The organism is Streptomyces sp. 4F14 (genome assembly GCF_048159485.1).
GTDB lineage: Bacteria > Actinomycetota > Actinomycetes > Streptomycetales > Streptomycetaceae > Streptomyces.
Window position 1 is genome coordinate 433561 of the sequence record NZ_JBLRVY010000005.1, and the last position, 18185, is coordinate 451745.

Sequence of the window (18185 nt, forward strand, 5' to 3'; positions counted from 1 at the left end):
CTCTCTCCTAGGCGAGTTGCTCGGCCAGTACGGGACCGATCCGGTCCAGTGCCCCCGGGCGGGTCATCTCCCCGTGGGCGCAGGGGATTTCGTGGTCGACGACGCGACCGGTGACGTACGGACACCAGTCGCCGTACCGGCCCGGCACGGCGCCCGGGTCGCCGGCGGCGGTGAACACCAGCAGGTCGCCGTCGTACGAGGTGGGCGCGAACTCCTGGAGCAGCCGCCCGTTTCGGGCCGTCACGTCGACCAGGGCCGCGAGTTCGTCGTCCGTGAGCCCGCCGGCCATGTCGGGCACGCTGCGGATCAACTCCGTGAACTCCTCGTCGGTGACCGGGACGTCGGGTACCGGGCGGCCGAGGACGGTGAGGATGCTCCGCAGCAGCGTGGGGCGGTCGGCCGGGGGTGCCTGGCGGATCCATGACCCGGGGAAGGCGTCGAGGACCGCGAGCAGGGCCACCTTCTCCCCGGCGGCCTGGAGCGCGACGGCCACCTCGTACGCGACCAGCCCGCCCATCGAGTACCCGAGCAGGTGGTACGGCCCCTCGGGCTGCCGCTCCCGGATACGCGCGGTGTGCTCGGCGACCGCCTCGGCCAGCGTCGCGGCAGGAGCCTCGCCGGGGACGAGCCCGCGCGACTGGAGCCCGAACAGCGGCCGCCCCGGGGCGAGATGACGTGCGAGCCCGGCGAACCCCCACGCCAGCCCGGACGCGGGCGGCAGACAGAACAACGGCTCGCGGTCGCCCCGCTCCCGCAAGGTGAGGAGCGGACCGAGCGGCGCGGCACCCGCGTCGACCGGACCGTGGGCCAGCGCGGCGACCGTCGGCGCGTCGAAGAGAGACCGCAGCGAGGGCTCGACGCCGAGTTCCGCCCGGATGCGGGAGGTGAGGCGCGGGGCCAGCAGCGAGTGCCCGCCGAGGTCGAAGAAGCTGTCGTGGACGCCGACTTGGGCCGCGTCCAGGTTCAGGACCTCCGCGAAGACGTCCCGGATCCGAGCCTCCCGCAGGGTGCGCGGAGCGGCCTTCCCGGCGAGGGGCGCGTCCGGCGCGGGGAGCGCCTTGCGGTCCGACTTCCCGCTCGCCGTACGGGGGATGGCGGGGACGGTGACGTACGCGGACGGCACCATGTGGGCGGGGAGCGTGCGGGCGACGTGCTCGCGCAGGGCGTCGGGGGAGACCGGCCCGGCCGCCACGACGTATGCGACGAGCCGCTTCTCGCCCGGTGCGTCCTCCCGTACCGTCGCGGCGGCCTGTGTGACCGCCGGATGCGTGGCGAGCGCGGCCTCGACCTCGCCCAACTCGATGCGGAAACCCCGGACTTTGACCTGCTGGTCCGCGCGGCCCAGGAAGCGGAGCTGTCCGTCGGGCTCGCGGACCGCCAAGTCGCCGGTGCGGTAAAGGTGTTGACCCGGGTCACCGAACGGGTCGGCGACGAACCGCCCGGCCGTCAGCGCCGGTCGTCCGAGGTAGCCGCGCGCGGGGCCGCCGCCCGCGACGTACACCTCACCCACCGCGCCGTCCGGGACCAACTGGAGGGCGTGGTCGAGGAGATGGATCCGGTTGCGGGCCAAGGGGCGGCCGATGGGCGGCTCTTGAGTGTGGGCCTTGGCGTCCGTGCTGGGAGTGCCGTCCTCGTCGGACCGCCACGCCGTCGCGTAGACCGTCGCCTCCGTCGGGCCGTAGAAGTTGACCAGCAGCGCGCCGGGGAAGGCGTTCCCCAGGCCGGTCCGCAGCTGGGCCGGGATCGGCTCGCCGCCGAGGGCGATCGTGTGGGCCGTGACGGCGGGCCCCTCGGCCAGGACGCTTGCCATGACCGTGGGAACGCCGCTGATCAGGCCCGCCGACCTGGGTGTGCCGTCGGCCAGCGCGAGCAGGTTCTCGACGATCTCGACCCGGCCGCCGCAGGTCAGCGGCGAGAAGAGTTCGAACACCGACACGTCGAAATTGAGCGAGGTGGAGAACAGGACCTCGGCCAGCCGCTCCGGGCCGAACGCCGAGTGCGTCCACTCCACGAACTCCACCGCGTTGCGGTGCGTCGCCAGAACACCCTTGGGGCGACCGGTGGAACCGGAGGTGTACGTGATGTAGGCAAGGCCGTTGGGCAAGACGGGAGTTGAGGCCACCCGGTCTTCGGGACCAGCCGTACGGGTACGGGCGGGATCGAGCGTCGGCGTCCCTTCGGGCAGCGCGCGGGCGGTACCGTCCTCCGTCGCCAGCACCACGACCGGACGCGCGTCCCCGACGATGTACGCCAGCCGCTCCGCCGGATACGCCGGGTCCAACGGCAGGTACGCGGCACCCGACTTGAGTACGGCCAGCACCGCGACGACCAGCTCCGCCGTACGCGGCAGCGCGATCCCCACCACCTGCTCGGGCCCCGCCCCGAGTTCGACGAGCCGTCCGGCCAACTGGGCTGCCCTGTCGTCGAGTTCGCGGTACGACATACGGGTTCCGCGATCGAGTACGGCGTCGGCGTCGGGAGTCGCCGCCACCTGCGCCGACCAGAGATCGGTGAGCGTCCGGCACGCGGGGGGCGGCAACGGGGCCTGGACGGGCCGGTCTTCGAGCGCGATGAGGCCTTGGGGCCGCTCCGGGTCCGCCGCCATCGCCGTGAGGATCCGCACCAGCCGGGCCAGGGTGGCGTCCGCCCATTCGGACGTGAACAGGTCCGGGCGGTAGGCGAGCCGGAAGCGCGGACGGGGTCCCGGGAGGGCCACGAGCGTCACCGGGTAGTGGGTGGCGTCACGGCCGCTGGAGCCCGCCAGCCGCAGGCCGTCGCCCGAAGTCCCCACGTCCGCCGGGTAGTTCTCGAACACGAGGAGCGTGTCGAAGAGTTCGGGGACTCCAGCTGCCCGCTGGATGTCCGCGAGGCCGAGGTGATGATGGTCGAGGAGCGTGGCGTACGTGTCGCGCACCTCACGCAGGAGGCGGGCCGGGGAGTCCGCCGGGCGCAGCCGCACCCTTGTCGGCACGGTGTTGATGAACAGGCCCACCATGCTTTCCACGCCCGGGAGTTCGGGCGGGCGGCCCGACACCGTCGTACCGAACACGACGTCGTCGCGGCCCGTCAGCCGGCCGAGGAGGAGTCCCCAGGCCGACTGGACCAGGGTGTTGAGGGTGACGCCGAGGCGTCGGGTGGCCGTGGTGAGTGCGGCGCCCGTCTCCGGGGACAACTCCACTCTGGTCTGCGCGAGTTCACCGGCTCCCGGGGGTGCCTGGGGGGCCAGGCGGGTTGGCTCGGTGACTCCGGAGAGCGCCTCCCGCCAGGCGTCCTCGGCGGCGGCGCGGTTCTGGCGGGCCAGCCACTGGAGGAAGGTGCGGTACGGGGGGACCGGCGGCAGCTCGGTGCCCTGGTGGAGGGCGAGGAGCTCACGCACGAGGACGGCGACCGACCAGCCGTCGAGCAGGATGTGGTGGTGGGTGATGAGCAGGCGGTGGCGGTGCTCGGAGAGGCGGGCCAGGGTGCAGCGCAGGAGGGGCGGACGGGTCGGGTCGAAGCCGGATTCCCGGTCTCTGTCCAGGAGTTCGGCCCACGCCTTCTCCTGGTCGGCGGCGGTGAGGTCGGTCTCCGTCCAGGGGAGGGCTGCGCGGTGGGGGACCACCTGCACGGGCTGCCCGCCCCGGCGGCGCCGGAAGGCCGCGCGGAGGTTGGGGTGCCGGTCCAGGAGGGTCTGCGCGGCGGCGTGCAGGCGGTCCGGGTCGAGCGGGCCCTCCAGCTCGAACACCAACTGGACGACGTACACGTCCTGTTCGCCGCGCTCGTGCTCGTAGAGGGCGTGGAAGAGAAGGCCCTCCTGGAGCGGGGTGAGGGGGAGGACGTCGGCCGGTGCCGGTCTGGGGGTGGTGGGGGGAGTCACCGGTCAGTCGTCCAATCCGTCGGTCAGCTCGGCGAGTTCGTCGTCCGAGAGGGCCAGGTCGTCGAGGTCGTCGGGGGTGGTGGGGGGCCGGTTCGACGAGGTGAGGGCCGTCGTACCGGAGCGGCGCTCGCCGGCGTCGGCGTTCGTGTCCGCGTCGGTTCGGGAGGCGAGCGCGGTGACCTCCGTACGCCACGCCTCCGCCAACTCCCGTACCTCGGGCTCGGTCAGGACCCCTTCGGGCCACGACCAGTCCGCCACCAGGACGGGGCCCGCGTCCGTGTCCCGCACGACCGCGTTCACCTCCAGGGCGTGGGCGACGGCGAGTTCGGGATCGGTGCCCTTCGCGAGGGACGACGACTCCGGGGCGAACGTCCACGACTCCGCGTCGGGAACGGTGAACCGGCCCAGGTAGTTGAACCCGATCGCCGGCGTGGGTGCCTTCGCCAACTCGTCGGCCGTGTCGGGGTTGAGGTAGCGCAGCAGCCCGTATCCCAGCCCGTTGTCCGGCAGTTCACCAGACCGCTCACCCGACACACCTTTCCGCACCGGATACAGCGAGGTGAACCAGCCGACGGTACGCGACAGTTCGACCCCGGGCACCACTTCCTCCCGGCCGTGCCCCTCGACGTCGACCACGACCTCCGGGCATCCGTACCGCTCTCCGACAGCCGCCGCGAGCCCGGCGAGCAACATGTCCTGGACCCCGGCACGACCGATCAGCCGACCGGTCACCCCGGCTTCGAACTCCAGCCGCACCACCCGTGTCGTGGCAGCGGTGTCCTGATCGGGATCGACCGGCCGCGCCCCCAACGGCGCCCCCGCCATTCCCCGCCACACCTCGGCCTCGTCCCCCCGAGCCGCCGCCTGCTCCTGAAGAATCCCGGCCCACCGCTTGAACGACGTCCCGACGGGCGGCAGTTCAGGCTTCCGCCCACCCTTGACGGCCTCCCACGCCGACCTGAGGTCCGGCAGGATGATGCGCCATGACACACCGTCAACCACCAGATGGTGTACGACGATCAGGAGCCGCCCGTCGTGCTCGGGACCGGCGTCGAACCACACCGCGCGCAGCATCGTCCCGCCGGCCGGGTCGAGCAGGGCGACGGCCCGCTCGGACTCCTCGGCGACGGCGGAGCGGAAGTCGTCCGTGTCCGAGACGTCGCGCCGGACGATGAGCTCGGCCGCGTTCACCGCACCCACCGGCGGGACAGTGAGCCCATCGGTGGCGAACGCGGCGCGCAGCATGTCGTGTCGGTCCAGCAGAACCTGAAGTGCCCCGGTGAGGTGCATGAGTTGGGCGTCCGACGGCACGGTCAGCAACACCGACTGGCTGAACCGGCCGATGGGGCCGCCCCGTTCGAGCAGCCACCGCATGATGGGCGTCAGCGGAACCAGGCCGGTGCCGTCGTCGGCGCGCACGGTCACCGGACCCCGGGCCACCGCCGCCAGCTCCCGTACCGACTGGTGCTTGAAAACCTCCCGCGCCGTGATCACCACCCCCGCCTCGGCCGCCCGGCTGACCAGCCGGATCGCCGCGATGCTGTCCCCGCCGAGCGCGAAGAAGTCCTCGTCCAGGGGGACTTCGTCCAGCATCAGCAACTCGCGGTAGAGCCCGGCGAGGACACGCTCGGCCGGAGTACCGACCGCCTCCGGCACCACCTGCGGCTGCGGCGCGGTCGGCACCGGTTCGTGGCTCGCCTCGCGCACGGGCCGTACGTCGTCCCCGTGCAGGTCCACGTCCTCGATCCGCACCCCGGGATCCGCCACGACCGCACCGAGCAGCCGTACGAACGCCCGCGCGAGCCGTTCACCCGTCTCCGCGTCGAACAAGTCCGTGCTGTACTCGGCGATTCCGTCGATCCCCGCCGGGGTGCCGTCCCCGGCACGGCGCTCGCCGAGGTAGAGCGACAGGTCGAAGCGGGCGGCACCGGTCTCGACGATCTCGCGGCTCGCCTCGATCCCGGGCAGACTCAGCGAGGTCTGCTCGCCGTGCCCGGTGAACGCCAACACGACCTGGAACACGGGGTGATGGGCGAGCGTGCGCCTCGTGCCGAGCGCGTCCACCAGCACGTCGAACGGCACGTCCTGATGCGCGTACGCCGCTAGCCCGAACTCCCGTGCACGGCTGAGAAGTTCACGGAACGTGGGGTTGCCCGAGGTGTCGGTGCGCAGCGCGAGGCTGTTGACGAAGAAGCCCACCAACTCGTCCAACCGGCTGTCAGGGCGTCCGGCGACCGGAGTCCCGAGCGTGACGTCCGTCCCCGAACCGAACCGCGTGAGCAGGGCGGCGAGCCCCGCTTGGACCACCATGAACAGGGTGGCCCTCGACTCGGCCGCCAGTTTCACCAGGCCCGCGTGGAGGTCCGCGTCGATCGTGAACCCGGCCCGGTCACCCTCCCCGGACGGCTCGGCCGGACGAGGGCGGTCGGTCGGCAACGGCAACTCGGCCCGAGCACCCGCCAACGCGCCGCGCCAGAAAGCGATGTCACGGCTCATCAGGCTTGCGCCATCCGCCGCGTCCCCCAGCACCTCGCGCTGCCACTGCGCGAAGTCGGCGTACTGGAACGGGAGGTGCGTGAAGCCCGGCTCCGCGTCGGCGACCCGGGCCGCGTACGCCGTCTCCAGGTCCCGCATCAGCGGCGCCATCGACCAGCCGTCCACGGCGATGTGATGCGCCACGAGCGACAGCACATGCGTCTCCGCGTCCAGTACGAACAACGTGGCCCGCAACGGGAGTTCGGACGCCAGGTCGAACCGCTGCCGGGCGGCCTCCGTGAGCCGCGCGGGAAGCTCCCCGGCCGTCGTCGGGACGATCGCCAGGTCCATGTCCCGTACGTCCACGATCCGTTGGTACGGAGTCCCCTGGAAGTCCGGGTACAGCGTGCGCAACGACTCGTGCCGGGCGACCAGGTCACCGAGGGCCGCCCGCAGCGCGTCCCGGTCCAACGGGCCGGACAGCCGCAGCGCCCATGGCACGGTGTACGTGCCGTTGCCCGCGTCCAGCCGGCTCAGGAACCACAGGCGCTGCTGGGCGTACGACAACGGGATCGGCGCGTAACCCCTCTCGTACGCGGCGAGTTGAGGGCGCTCCTCGGACAGTTCCTGTTCCGCCCGCAGCCTCAGGGCGAGCGCCGCCGGTGTCGGCGCCTCGAACACCGCCCGCACCGGCAACGCCGTACCGAACGCGCCCCGCACCCGGTCCGTGAGACGCATCGCCAGCAGCGAGTCACCGCCCAGGTCGAAGAACCCGTCGTCCACGCCCACTTGATGCACCGCGACACCGAGCAGTTCCGCGAACACCCCGCACAGGATCTCCTCCTGCGGCGTACGCGGCGCCCGGCCGTCACCACCACCCGTGGTCACCGGCTCCGGCAGAGCCGCGCGGTCCAGCTTCCCGTTCGCGGTCAACGGCAGCCGGTCCAGGGGGAGCACGGCTGCCGGGACCATGTGCTCGGGGAGCGTCCGAGCCGCGTGCCGACGCAACTCCTCGGCATCCAGGCCCTGTCCGACGACGTACGCGACGAGCCGGCCGTCCTTCACGACCACCACCGCCTTGCCGACGCCCTCCCTCGCCGTGAACGCGGCCTCCACCTCGCCGAGTTCGATCCGGAACCCGCGCACCTTGACCTGGTGGTCCGCCCGACCCGCGTACTCCAGCTCGCCGTTCACCGACCAGCGAGCCAAGTCCCCGGTGCGGTACATCCGTTCACCAGCCCCACCGAACGGATCCGCCACGAACCGGCCGGCCGTCAGCCCCGCCCGCCCCACATACCCCCGCGCGAGCCCGGCCCCGGCGACGTACAACTCCCCGGTCACACCCGGCGGTACGACCCGCAGCCCGGCGTCCAGCACATACGCCCGCAGGTCAGGTATCACCCGACCGATACGCGCCCCGCCGTCCCGCACGATGTCCTCGGTCAGCGGGAGCCCGGTCACGTGGACGGTCGTCTCCGTGATCCCGTACATGTTCACGAGAACCGGCGCGTCCTGCGGATGCCGGCCGAACCACTCGGCCACCGAGGCCGGGTCCAGCGCCTCCCCGCCGAACACGACATACCTCAACGCCAGCCGCCCCCGCAGCTCCGGCGCCGCCGCGTCCGCACGGACCAGCTCCCCGAACGCCGACGGCGTCTGGTTCACCACCGTCACCCGCTCCCGCGCCAGCAGCCGCAGAAACTCCCCCGCGTCCCGGCTGACCCGGTAGGGCACCACGACCAGCGTCCCGCCGTGCAGCAACGCGCCCCAGAGTTCCCACACGGAGAAGTCGAACGCGTACGAATGGAACAGCGTCCACACGTCGTCCGGTCCGAAGTCGAACCAGCGGCGGGTGGCGGAGAACAGGCGGACGACGTTGCTGTGGGGGACGGCGACACCCTTGGGGCGGCCGGTGGAGCCGGAGGTGTAGATGACGTAGGCGGGGGTGGACGGGTGGCTGAGCCACTGGGCCACGGGGGGTGTGGGCGGCGGTGGGGGAGTGGGCGAGTGGCTCAGCCACTGATCCACCCCGCCGCTATCCACCGTGCCCCTGCCCTCGCCCCCACTGGACGACTGGCTCAGCCACTCATCCACGGGCCACTCAGCCACCGCCCCGACCCGCACCACCGGCACCTCGCACCCGGCCGGCACCTCCACCCCTTCTCCCGCGACCACCAGCACCGGCCGCACGTCGGCGAGCATGAACGCCAACCGGTCCGCCGGATACGCCGGGTCCATCGGCACGTATCCGGCCCCCGCCTTCAGCACCGCCAGCACGGCGACCACCAGCTCGGCGGAGCGGGGCAGTGCGAGGGCCACCAGCCGCTCGGGGCCGGCGCCGTGGGCGGCGAGGAGGGCGGCGAGGCGGTCGGAGTGTTCGTCGAGGTCCGCGTAGGTGAGGCGGGTGTCCTCGTACACGACGGCCGTGGCGTCGGGGGTGCGGGCGGCCTGCTGGGCGAACAGTTCGGGGAGCGTGGCCTCGGGCGGTTCGGTGGCGTACGGCTCGGACGTCAGGAGCCGCTCGCGTTCGCCGGGCAGCAGCACCTCGATCTCGCCGACCCGCCGGGACACGTCGCCGGCCAGCGCCGAGAGGGTGACGGCGAACCGGTCGAGGAGGCGGCGGGCGCCGGACTCGTCGTAGGCGTCGGGGCGGTAGGAGAGGCGCAGGGCCAGGCGGCGGGCGGGGAGGACGGCGAGGGTGAGGGGGTAGTGGGTGGCGTCGCGGCCGGTCAACTGGCGTACGGGGGAGTCCCCTTGGGCGCCGGGATGGTTCTCGAAGGCGAGCAGCGTGTCGAAGAGGTCCCCGACGCCGGCGGCCCGGCGGATGTCGGCGAGCCCGAGGTACTGGTGCGGCAGCAGCGCCGCCTGCCGGGACTGGAGCCCGGTGAGGAGGTCGGCGACGGTCCCCTGATCGTCCCAACACACCCGCAGGGGAACAGTGTTGATGCAGAACCCGACCATCGAGGCGACGTTGCGCAGTTCCGGCGGACGCACCGACACGGTCTGCCCGAACACCGCCTCGGAGCGCCCGGTGAGCCGCCCGAGGAGCACACCCCAGGCGCCCTGCACCAGGGTGTTGAGGGTGACGCCGAGCGAACGGGCCGTGCGTTCCGCCTGGTTGGTGAGGTCCTCGGGCAGTTCCACGATCACCTCGTGCGGCAGCACGGGGGCCGTGGGAGCGCCGGGAACGAGGAGGGTGGGCTCGTCGAGGCCGAACAGCTCGTCGTGCCACGCCTGTTCGGCGGCCGGACGGTCCTGGCGGGTCAGCCACGCCACGTAGTCCCGGTACGGCGGGACCGGCGCGAGCGCGGTCGGGTGCTCGCCCGCGTACAGGGCGGCGAACTCGCGGGTGAGGAGCTGCTTGGACCAACCGTCCAGCAGAATATGGTGGTTGGTGATGATCAGCCGGTGCAGCTCCGGCCCGAGCCGGACGAGCAGGTACCGCAGCAGCGGCGGCCTCGCGAGGTCGAAGCGCCGGGCCCGCTCCTCGTCGAGGAGGCGCAGCCAGGCCGCTTCCCGCTCGGAGTCGCCGCACGCGGACAAGTCGGCCTCGGCCCACGGGAGTTCGACGTCCATGGGAATGATCTGCATCGGCGCCCCCGCCTCCCGGCGCCGGAAGCAGGCGCGCAGGTTGGGGTGCCGGTCGAGGAGCGCCTGACCGGCGGCGCGTACAGCGGCGGCGTCGACCTCTCCGGTCAACTCCAGGACCTGCTGGGCCGCGTAGACGTCGGGGCTGCCCTCGTCGTCGTACAGGGCATGGAAGAGGAGCCCCTCCTGCAACGGCGACAGGGGCAGGACATCCGAGATTCCGGACCGGGTCACCGTGGGTTACCTCCACTCGCTGCCGAACTCGGCTTCGAGTTCGTCGATCTCTGCTTGGGACAGGGACACCAGAGGCAGGTCGGACGGCGTGTGCCCGCCCGCCGAACCGGTGCGGCTCAACTCGTCGAGCGCCGTGCACCACAGGTCGGCGAGCGCACCGACCTCGGCCTCGGACCAGACGCCGGGCGCCCACGACCACACGGCCCGCAGCCCGTCGTCATCGGCGACGACGGTGACCTCCAGGCCGTGCGCCAGCGGGAGTTGAGGATCGTGCGCGGCGCCGAACGCCAGCTCGCCGGGGAGTTCGTCCGGGACCGACGCCCAGTCGTCCGTGGGCCGTTCGCGTGACGTACGGCCCAGGTAGTTGAACCCGACCTGCGGCACCGCGAGTTGGGCCAGCTCCGCGCCCGACACCGGGTCGAGGTGACGCAGCATGCCGTACCCGATCCCGTGGTCCGCGACGGCCCGCACCTGCTCCTTCACGGCCCGCAACGCCCCTGCCGCGTCGGCGAGTTCAACCCCGGCGAGGTCGAGCCGGGCCGGGACGACACTGGTGAACCAGCCGACCGTGCGCGACAGGTCCACGTCCTCGAACAGGTCCTCCCGGCCGTGCCGCTCGACGTCGACCAGCAGCGCAGGCCGCCCGCCCCGACGGGCGAACGCGAGGGCGAGAGCGGTGAGGAGGACATCGTCCGGACCGGCGTGGAAAGCGGCCGGGACCGTGGTGAGCAACTCGGCGCTCGGCCCGGTCGGGAGGGTGCGGGTGAGGTGACGGACGGTGCCTACGACGTCCCGGGCCGGGTCGCAGGAGCGGTCGTCCGGCGTGGGGGCGTCCAACAGGTGCCGCCAGACCTCCAGTTCGGGACGGCGCTTCTGCGCCTCTTCCTCCAGGAGCCGCGCCCACTGCCGGAACGGCGTCCCCGTGGGCGGGAGTTGCTCACCGCGCCAGGCTGCCGCGAGGTCGGTGCGCAGGATGCCCCAGGAGACACCGTCAACGGCGAGGTGGTGCACCGTGAGAAGCAGCCGCCCCTGTCGGTCGGGCCCGGCGTCGTACCAGACCGCCCGAACCAACTCGCCACGTTCCGAGTCGAGTTGGTCGGCCTTGAGCTCCGCCCGATCGGTCACCCGCCGTACTCCCGCAGAGGCGGTGCCCGGCGCCGGGATGTCGGCCGACCAGTCGGCGCCGACCCGCATCCGCAGCGCGGCATGGTGATCGACGACGGCCTGGAGCGCGGCGGTGAGGCTGTGCTCGTCGGCCCCGACGGGCGTCACGAGCACCACCGACTGACTGAACTGGCCGATGGGGCCGCCGCGTTCACGCAGCCTGTGCATCGCCGGAGTGAGCGGAACGCCTCCCGTCGCCGGCTCCTGAACGGGCCCGCGCGAGGCGGTCGGCCGTGAGTCGGCGACCGCCGCGAGAGCCGCGACCGTACGGTGCTCGAACACATCCCGAGGGCTCAGCCGCAACCCCGCCGCGAGCGCCCGGCTGACCAGGTGGATGGACGCGATGCTGTCCCCGCCGAGGTCGAAGAAGCCGTCGTCCAGGCCGACTTCACGGCCCAGCACCTCGACGAAGAGCTCGCGCAGCACCCGCTCCGCCGGAGTGCGCGCGGCACGGTCGCCACCGCTCTCGGCCACCGGTGCCGGAAGCGCGTCCCGGTCCAGCTTCCCGTTGACCGTCATCGGCAGCGCGTCCAGCACCACGAACGCCTCGGGCACCAGGTGCTCGGGCAACCGCCGGGCCGCATGTGTCCGCACGTCCGCCGGATCCACCCCGGCCGCGCCCACGAGATACCCGACCAACCGCCGTACGCCCGGCCGGTCTTCACGCACCACCACGGCGGCCTGTTCGACCCCGTCGTACGACGCGAGCACGCCCTCGATCTCCCCGGGCTCGATCCGCAGCCCCCGGATCTTGAGCTGCCCGTCCGAACGTCCCCGCAACTCCAGTGTCCCGTCGGCACGTTGCACCGCGAGATCGCCTGTGCGGTACATCCGGCTCCCCGGCGGGCCGTAGGGATCGGCCACGAAACGCTCGCCGGTGAGGGCGGGCCGGTTGTGGTAACCCCGCGCCACCTGGGCGCCGCCCACGTACAACTCGCCTTCCACGCCTGCCGGTACGGGGTTCAGGCGCCGGTCCAGCACGTACGCCCGCGTGTTCCACATCGGCCGCCCCACCGGCACCGGTCCCGACGGGAGTTCGTCGCCCGGCTCGATACGGTGGTCCGTGCAGCCCACCGTGAGTTCGGTCGGGCCGTAGTGGTTGATCAGCCGGACATCCGGGTGCTCGCGGCGCCAGGCCCGCAGCGCCTCACCCACCAGGGCCTCGCCGCCCAACATGAACTCCTCGGCCGGAGAGATGTCGTGCGGCAGCGCGGGGAGGAGCGCGAGGTGGCTCGGCGTGGCCTTGAGGAACGTCAACTGCCGCTCGTCCGCCTCGTGTACGGCTGCGATGTGCACTTGGCCGCCCGCCGCGAGCGCGCCGTGCAGCGTCGTCACCGTCGCGTCGAACGACATCGTCGCGTGCAGGAGCGACGTCCCCTTGAGGCTCGGGTACTCCTCGACGCAACGGGCCACGTAGTTGGTGAGGTTGCGGTGCTCCACGACAACGCCCTTGGGGCGACCGGTCGTTCCGGACGTGTAGATCAGATACGCGGCGTCGGCCGGGTGGAGGTCCGGCAACTCGCCCTTGTGAGCGGTGGCTTCGGGGCTCACGACCGGGCAGTCGACGTCCAGCCGGTCCCGCGAGATGACGCACACCGGGTCCGCGTCGGCCAGCAGATACGCCGTCCGGTCCGCCGGGTGGTCCGGGTCGAGCGGCAAGTAGGCGGCGCCCGACTTGAGTACGGCCAGGACAGCTACGGCGACGTCCGCCGAACGGGGGAGCGAGAAGGCGACGACACGACCCGGGCGAGCGCCGGAGCCGATCAGAGCACGCGCCAAGTCGTCCGAGGCCGTTGAGAGTTGTCGATACGTCAGAACACGCCCGACGTCCGTCACCGCGACCGCTTCGGGGCGCCGGGCTGCCTGCTCCTCGAACATGTGCGGGAACGTCGTCGCCGGGATGTCGCGTGCGGTGTCGTTGAACTCCTCGACGATGCCCCGGCGTTCGTCACTTCCCAGGATCTCCAGCGCGCCGATCGGGAGGTCCGGGGCGTCGACTGCCGCCCACAGCAACCGTTCCAGCCGCACGACGATGCCCTCGGCCGTACCTCGGTCGAACAGGTCCGCGCTGTACTGGAGGAACCCCTCGATGCCGTCCGGGGAGCCGTCCAGGGCCCTCAACTCGCCGAGATTGAACGTCAGATCGACCTTCGTGGCACCCGTCTCCACCGGGATCTGCGTCGCCGTGAGACCCGGCAGCCTCAACTCCGGTTCGCTCGGCCGGAATGCCAGCATCACCTGGAACAGCGGATGCCGGGCCAGTGAACGCGGGGGCGCCAGTGCCTCGACCACCTGTTCGAACGGCAGGTCCTGGTGGGCGTGTGCCGCGAGGTCGGTCTCCCTGACCCTCGCCAGCAGCTCCCGGAAGCCGGGGTCGCCCGAGGTGTCGGTCCGCAGCACCAACGTGTTGAGGAAGCACCCCACCATGTCGTCGAGCACCTCGTCCGGGCGCCCCGCGACCGGGGTTCCGATCGGGATGTCGGTCCCCGCGCCGAGCCGGGTCAACAACGCGGCGAGCGCGGCTTGGACGACCATGAAGGGGGTGGTCCCCGTCTCCCCGGCCAACTTCCTGATCCGCCTGTGCAGTTCGGCACCGAAGCGCACGGCCGCGTCCCCACCCAGATGCGAGGCCCTGGCCGGCCTGGCCCGATCCGCCGGCAACACCAGCTCATCGGGCATCCCCGCCAACGTCCGCGTCCAGTACTCGACCTGCGGCCCCACGACCTGCGGGTCCCCCAACAACTCCGCCTGCCACACCGCGAAGTCCCCGTACTGCACGGCCAACGGCGCCCACCCCGGCACCCGCCCCGCCGCCCGGGCCTCGTACGCATCCGCGAGATCACGCGCCAGCGGCCCCAGTGACTGCCCGTCGGCGGCGATGTGATGCAGCACCAACAGCAGAACGTGCTCCTCCGGCCCCACCACGAGGAGGTGCGCCCGTATCGGCAACTCCTCGGCAAGCCGAAACTCCCGAGCGGCAAGCGCGGAGAGCCGAGCGGAGAGGGTGGCCGAGTGGCTGATTGGCTGAGCCGCTGAGCCAGTGCTCGCCCCGGCCGCCGCCCTCGCGCCGGCCGAGCTGGCCCACTGGCCGAGTGGCTGATCCACTGCGCCGGCCCTCGGCTGAGTGGCCTGGTGGCCGAGTGGCTCAGCCACTGCGCCAGCCTCTGCTCCAGCCCCCGTCTCCGCGCCGGCCGAGATGGCCCAGTGGTCGAGTGGCTGATCCACTGCGCCGTCCCGCGGCGGAGTGGTCTGGTGGCCGAGTGGCTGATCCACTGCGCCGACCTCCGGCAGAGTGGCCCGGTGGCCGAGTGGCTCAGCCACTACACCAACCCCAGTCCCAGTCCCAGCCCCCGCCCCACCCGAAGTGGCCCACTGGCCAAGTGGCTCAGCCACTCCCCCCACCACCTCAACCCCCACCCTCACCCGAGCCCTCCCCACCCCCACCACCCGCTGACAAGGCACCCCACCCCCCGCCGGATAAACCGTCCGCAACACCTCATGCCGCCCCACCACATCCCCCAACGCCTCCTCCAGCACCCCCACATCAACCCCGCCGCCCACCAACCGCACCGCCAACGGCACGTGGTACGCCGCCCCCGCCCCCTCCAGCCGGTCCAGGAACCACAACCGCCGCTGAGCCGAGGACAGCGGAACCTCCGTCGCCCCACCTCGACGGATGGGCCGGGAAGCCGTAGGGGCAGCCGCGCCGCTCACCCGTTCGGCCAACCTCGCGGGTGTCGGCGCGGTGAACACGTCCCGCAGGGCCAGCGTCACCCCCAGAGCCCCCCGCACCCGCCCCACCAGCCGCAACGCGAGCAGGGAATGCCCGCCGAGGGCGAAGAAGCTGTCGTCGGCGGCTACTTCGGGTACGTCGAGGACGTCCGCGAAGAGTCCGCAGAGGGTCTCCTCCAGCGGCGAGCGGGCCGCACGCCTCGGGCCGGTGGAGAGGACCGGCTCGGGCAGGGCGCGGAGGTCGACCTTGCCGTTGGTGGTGAGGGGCAGGCGTTCCAGGGGGACGACGACGGCGGGGACGAGGTACTCGGGGAGCCGGTCGGCCAGGTACGCGCGCAACTCCCGCGCCCCCAGCGGCGATACGGCGTACCCGACCAACAGCTCACCCCGCACGACCACCACGGCCTGTGCGACCCCGGGATGCCCCGCGAGGACCGCCTCGACCTCGGCCGGCTCGATCCGGAAGCCGCGCAGTTTGACCTGGGAGTCCGAACGCCCGTGGAACTCCAGCTCGTTGGCGTCGGTCACGCGGACCCGGTCGCCGGTCCGGTACATGCGCGAACCGGCGGGCCCGAAGGGGTCGGCGACGAAGCGTTCGGCGGTCGCCCCGGCCCGCCCGAGGTAGCCCCGGACGACACCGTCCCCGGAGAGGTACAACTCCCCGACGATTCCCCGGGGTACGGGCCGCAGCGCCGAGTCGAGGACGTACGCGCGCACCCCGTCCAGCGGCCGCCCGACGGGCAGCGACTCCGGCACCGAACTCCCGTCGACGCAGGGCCGGTTCGTGGCGAAGGTGGTGGTCTCGGTGGGCCCGTACCCGTTGGTGACGGTCACCCCCGGACACGCCTCCAGCACCCGCCGCACGGCCCCCGAGGGCACCGCCTCACCCCCAGCCCACACCTCCCGCAACCCCGCGAAACACCCGGGATCCTCCTCGGCGGCGAGCCGGAACAACCCGGCGGTGAGCCAGATGCCGGTCAGACCATGACGCTCCGTCAACTGTCTTACGGTAAAGGCGTCGACGGTCGGCCCGTCCTCGGCGACAACGGCGGTCCCGCCCCCGAGGAGCGGCACCCACATCTCGTACGTCGACGCGTCGAAGGCGACCGGCGAGTGCACGAGAACCCGCGCATGGGCCCCACCCGCGAACGCCGAGTCGCGGGCCAGGGAGACGACGTCGTGATGGGTGACGGCGACCCCCTTGGGCGTCCCGGTCGACCCCGACGTGTTGCTGACATAACAGAGTTGACGGCCCATCACCCGTACATCGGGCCGCCGGTCCGACTCGTCCAGCAGTGAAGGGTCACCCGTCACGACGACCCGCAGCCCGTCGCGCAAAGCCACGTCCGTGTCGGTCAACAGCAGCCGCGCACCGGTCTCTTCGAGGATGTGCAGGGTACGCGCGCGGGGCGCGGACGCGTCCAGGCCGACGTACGCGCCGCCCGCCTTGAGGACGGCCAGCAGCGCGACGATGAGATCGCCGGAGCGGCGTACGAGGACGGTGACCCGGTCCTCGGGCCGGACGCCGAGACGCAGGAGCCGGTGGGCCAGCCGGTTGGAGCGGCGGTCCAACTCGGCGTAGGAGAGGGAGAGGTCGCCGTGTACGACGGCCTCGGCGTCCGGCGTCGCGGCGACCCGGGCCGCGAACACCTCGGGCACACTGCCCCCGCCGCCGGATGCGGGGGCCCCGGCGAGGGTCGACTCCTCACTCGGCGACGTGATGGCGATACGTCCGACCAGGGCCCCCGGCGTACGCACGGCCTCCGCGAACCGTTCCAGGAAGTGGACGAACCGGTCGTGATGGGCGGTGAGTTCGGTGTCCGGGTACTGCTCGGTGCCGGCGTCGAAGTCGACGCGTACGCCGTTGCCGTCGGCGCGGTCGTAGACGTTGACGGCGAGGTCCTCGACCGGGCCCGTGGACAGGTTGTGCCGGGTCGTCGGGAGGGAGCCGAATCTCAACTCCGGCCCGAACGCCATGATGTTGACGACCGGACCGAAGAACCGGCGCCCGCCTTCGGGCCAGTTCAGCTCGCGGCACAGCTCCTCGCCCCGGTACCGCTGGTGGGCGAGCAACTCCCGGGTGGCGAGGGCGGTTTCGCGGACGAGGTCGGCGGCGAGGGCATCGGGCCGGACGGTGATCCGCAGCGGGAGGACGTTGGACGCCATGCCCGGCGTGGCGAGTTCGGCCGGGGAGGTGCGGGCGGTGACGGCGAGCCCGAGGACGATCTCCTCCGCGCCGGTCATCGCGTGGAGGTACGCGGCGCTCGCCGCGAGCACGACCCGGGACCAGCGGGTGCCGGTCAAGTCGGCGGCGGAGTGCACGAGTTCACCGGTGACGTGGCTCGTCCGCCGCAGGAAACGCCCGGAGACACGAGGCGGCCGGGACGAGAGGCTGACCGCTTCGGGCCGGTCGGCGAGAACACGGTTCCAGTACGCGCGGTCGCCTTCGGCGTCGTACGCGTCGTCGGCGGCGAGCAGCGGCCCGAGCGGCGCGTCCGGAACGGCGGCAACGACGACGTCCCCGGCTCCCCCCTTCACAACGCCCTCGGCTTCCCCCTTCACAACGCCCTCGGCTTCCCCCTTCACAACGCCCTTGGCGCCCCCCTCCACAACGCCCTCGGCGGAAACTCCCGCCTCCCCCAACGCCGTGTACGCCGCAGCCACCCGCCCCGCGATGAGCGAACAGCTGAACCCGTCCACCGCGATGTGGTGGTACGCCTGGTACCAGACCCAGTGCCCGTCCCCCGCCCGCAGCAACGCGTACCGGAACAAGGGCCCTTGCTCCAGATCGAACGGCACGGCGAAGTCCCGAGCCATCCACTCCCGAGCCCCCTCGATCCCAGCGACCTCCACGACCGGCATCGAGCACCGGAGCTCCGGCTCGACCAACAGCCCCACACCGTCGGCGTCTTCGACGAACCGGGACCGCAACGTCTCGGTGGCCGCGACGACTTGCCGTACGGCCGCCAGGAGCAGACCGGGATCGACGGCGCCGTGGATCTCGGTGAACTCACCGACGTTGTACGCCGCACCACCCCCGTCGAGCCGCGCCCCGAACCACATGGACCGCTGAGCGGAAGACGGCACGAGACGCACGGTCATCGACGAACTCCCCTGAGAGGACGGGCCATAGGAA

At 72.4% G+C, this 18185-nt stretch carries 3 protein-coding genes and 2 pseudogenes; all 5 read right to left on the minus strand.

Features of this window, described 5'->3' with window-relative positions; all coding sequences use genetic code 11:
• Window positions 1-7: 7 nt before the first annotated feature.
• Window positions 8-3856: an amino acid adenylation domain-containing protein gene (locus ACLZOT_RS11290; protein ID WP_416968654.1), complete on the minus strand. Its 3849-nt coding sequence runs from the start codon at window positions 3854-3856 to the stop codon at window positions 8-10.
• A 3-nt stretch (window positions 3857-3859) separates the two neighbouring features.
• Window positions 3860-5230: a condensation domain-containing protein gene (locus ACLZOT_RS11295; RefSeq protein ID WP_416968686.1), complete on the minus strand. Its 1371-nt coding sequence runs from the start codon at window positions 5228-5230 to the stop codon at window positions 3860-3862.
• 114 nt (window positions 5231-5344) lie between these two features.
• A pseudogene (locus ACLZOT_RS11300) lies at window positions 5345-5443 on the minus strand (phosphopantetheine-binding protein); the annotation flags it as partial.
• A gap of 192 nt (window positions 5444-5635) precedes the next feature.
• Window positions 5636-10153: pseudogene (locus ACLZOT_RS11305) on the minus strand (amino acid adenylation domain-containing protein); the annotation flags it as partial.
• Window positions 10154-10159: 6 nt separating this feature from the next.
• The gene (locus ACLZOT_RS11310) at window positions 10160-18151 is read right to left on the minus strand and encodes an amino acid adenylation domain-containing protein (protein ID WP_416968655.1); all 7992 of its coding nucleotides are present in this window, start codon (window positions 18149-18151) and stop codon (window positions 10160-10162) included.
• Window positions 18152-18185: the final 34 nt, after the last annotated feature.

Coding starts and splice junctions, on each gene's coding strand:
- ACLZOT_RS11295 (WP_416968686.1), bottom strand. CDS start 5,230: ATGCGGTGGCTGCTCGAACGGGGCGGCCCCATCGGCCGGTTCAGCCAG.
- ACLZOT_RS11310 (WP_416968655.1), bottom strand. CDS start 18,151: ATGACCGTGCGTCTCGTGCCGTCTTCCGCTCAGCGGTCCATGTGGTTC.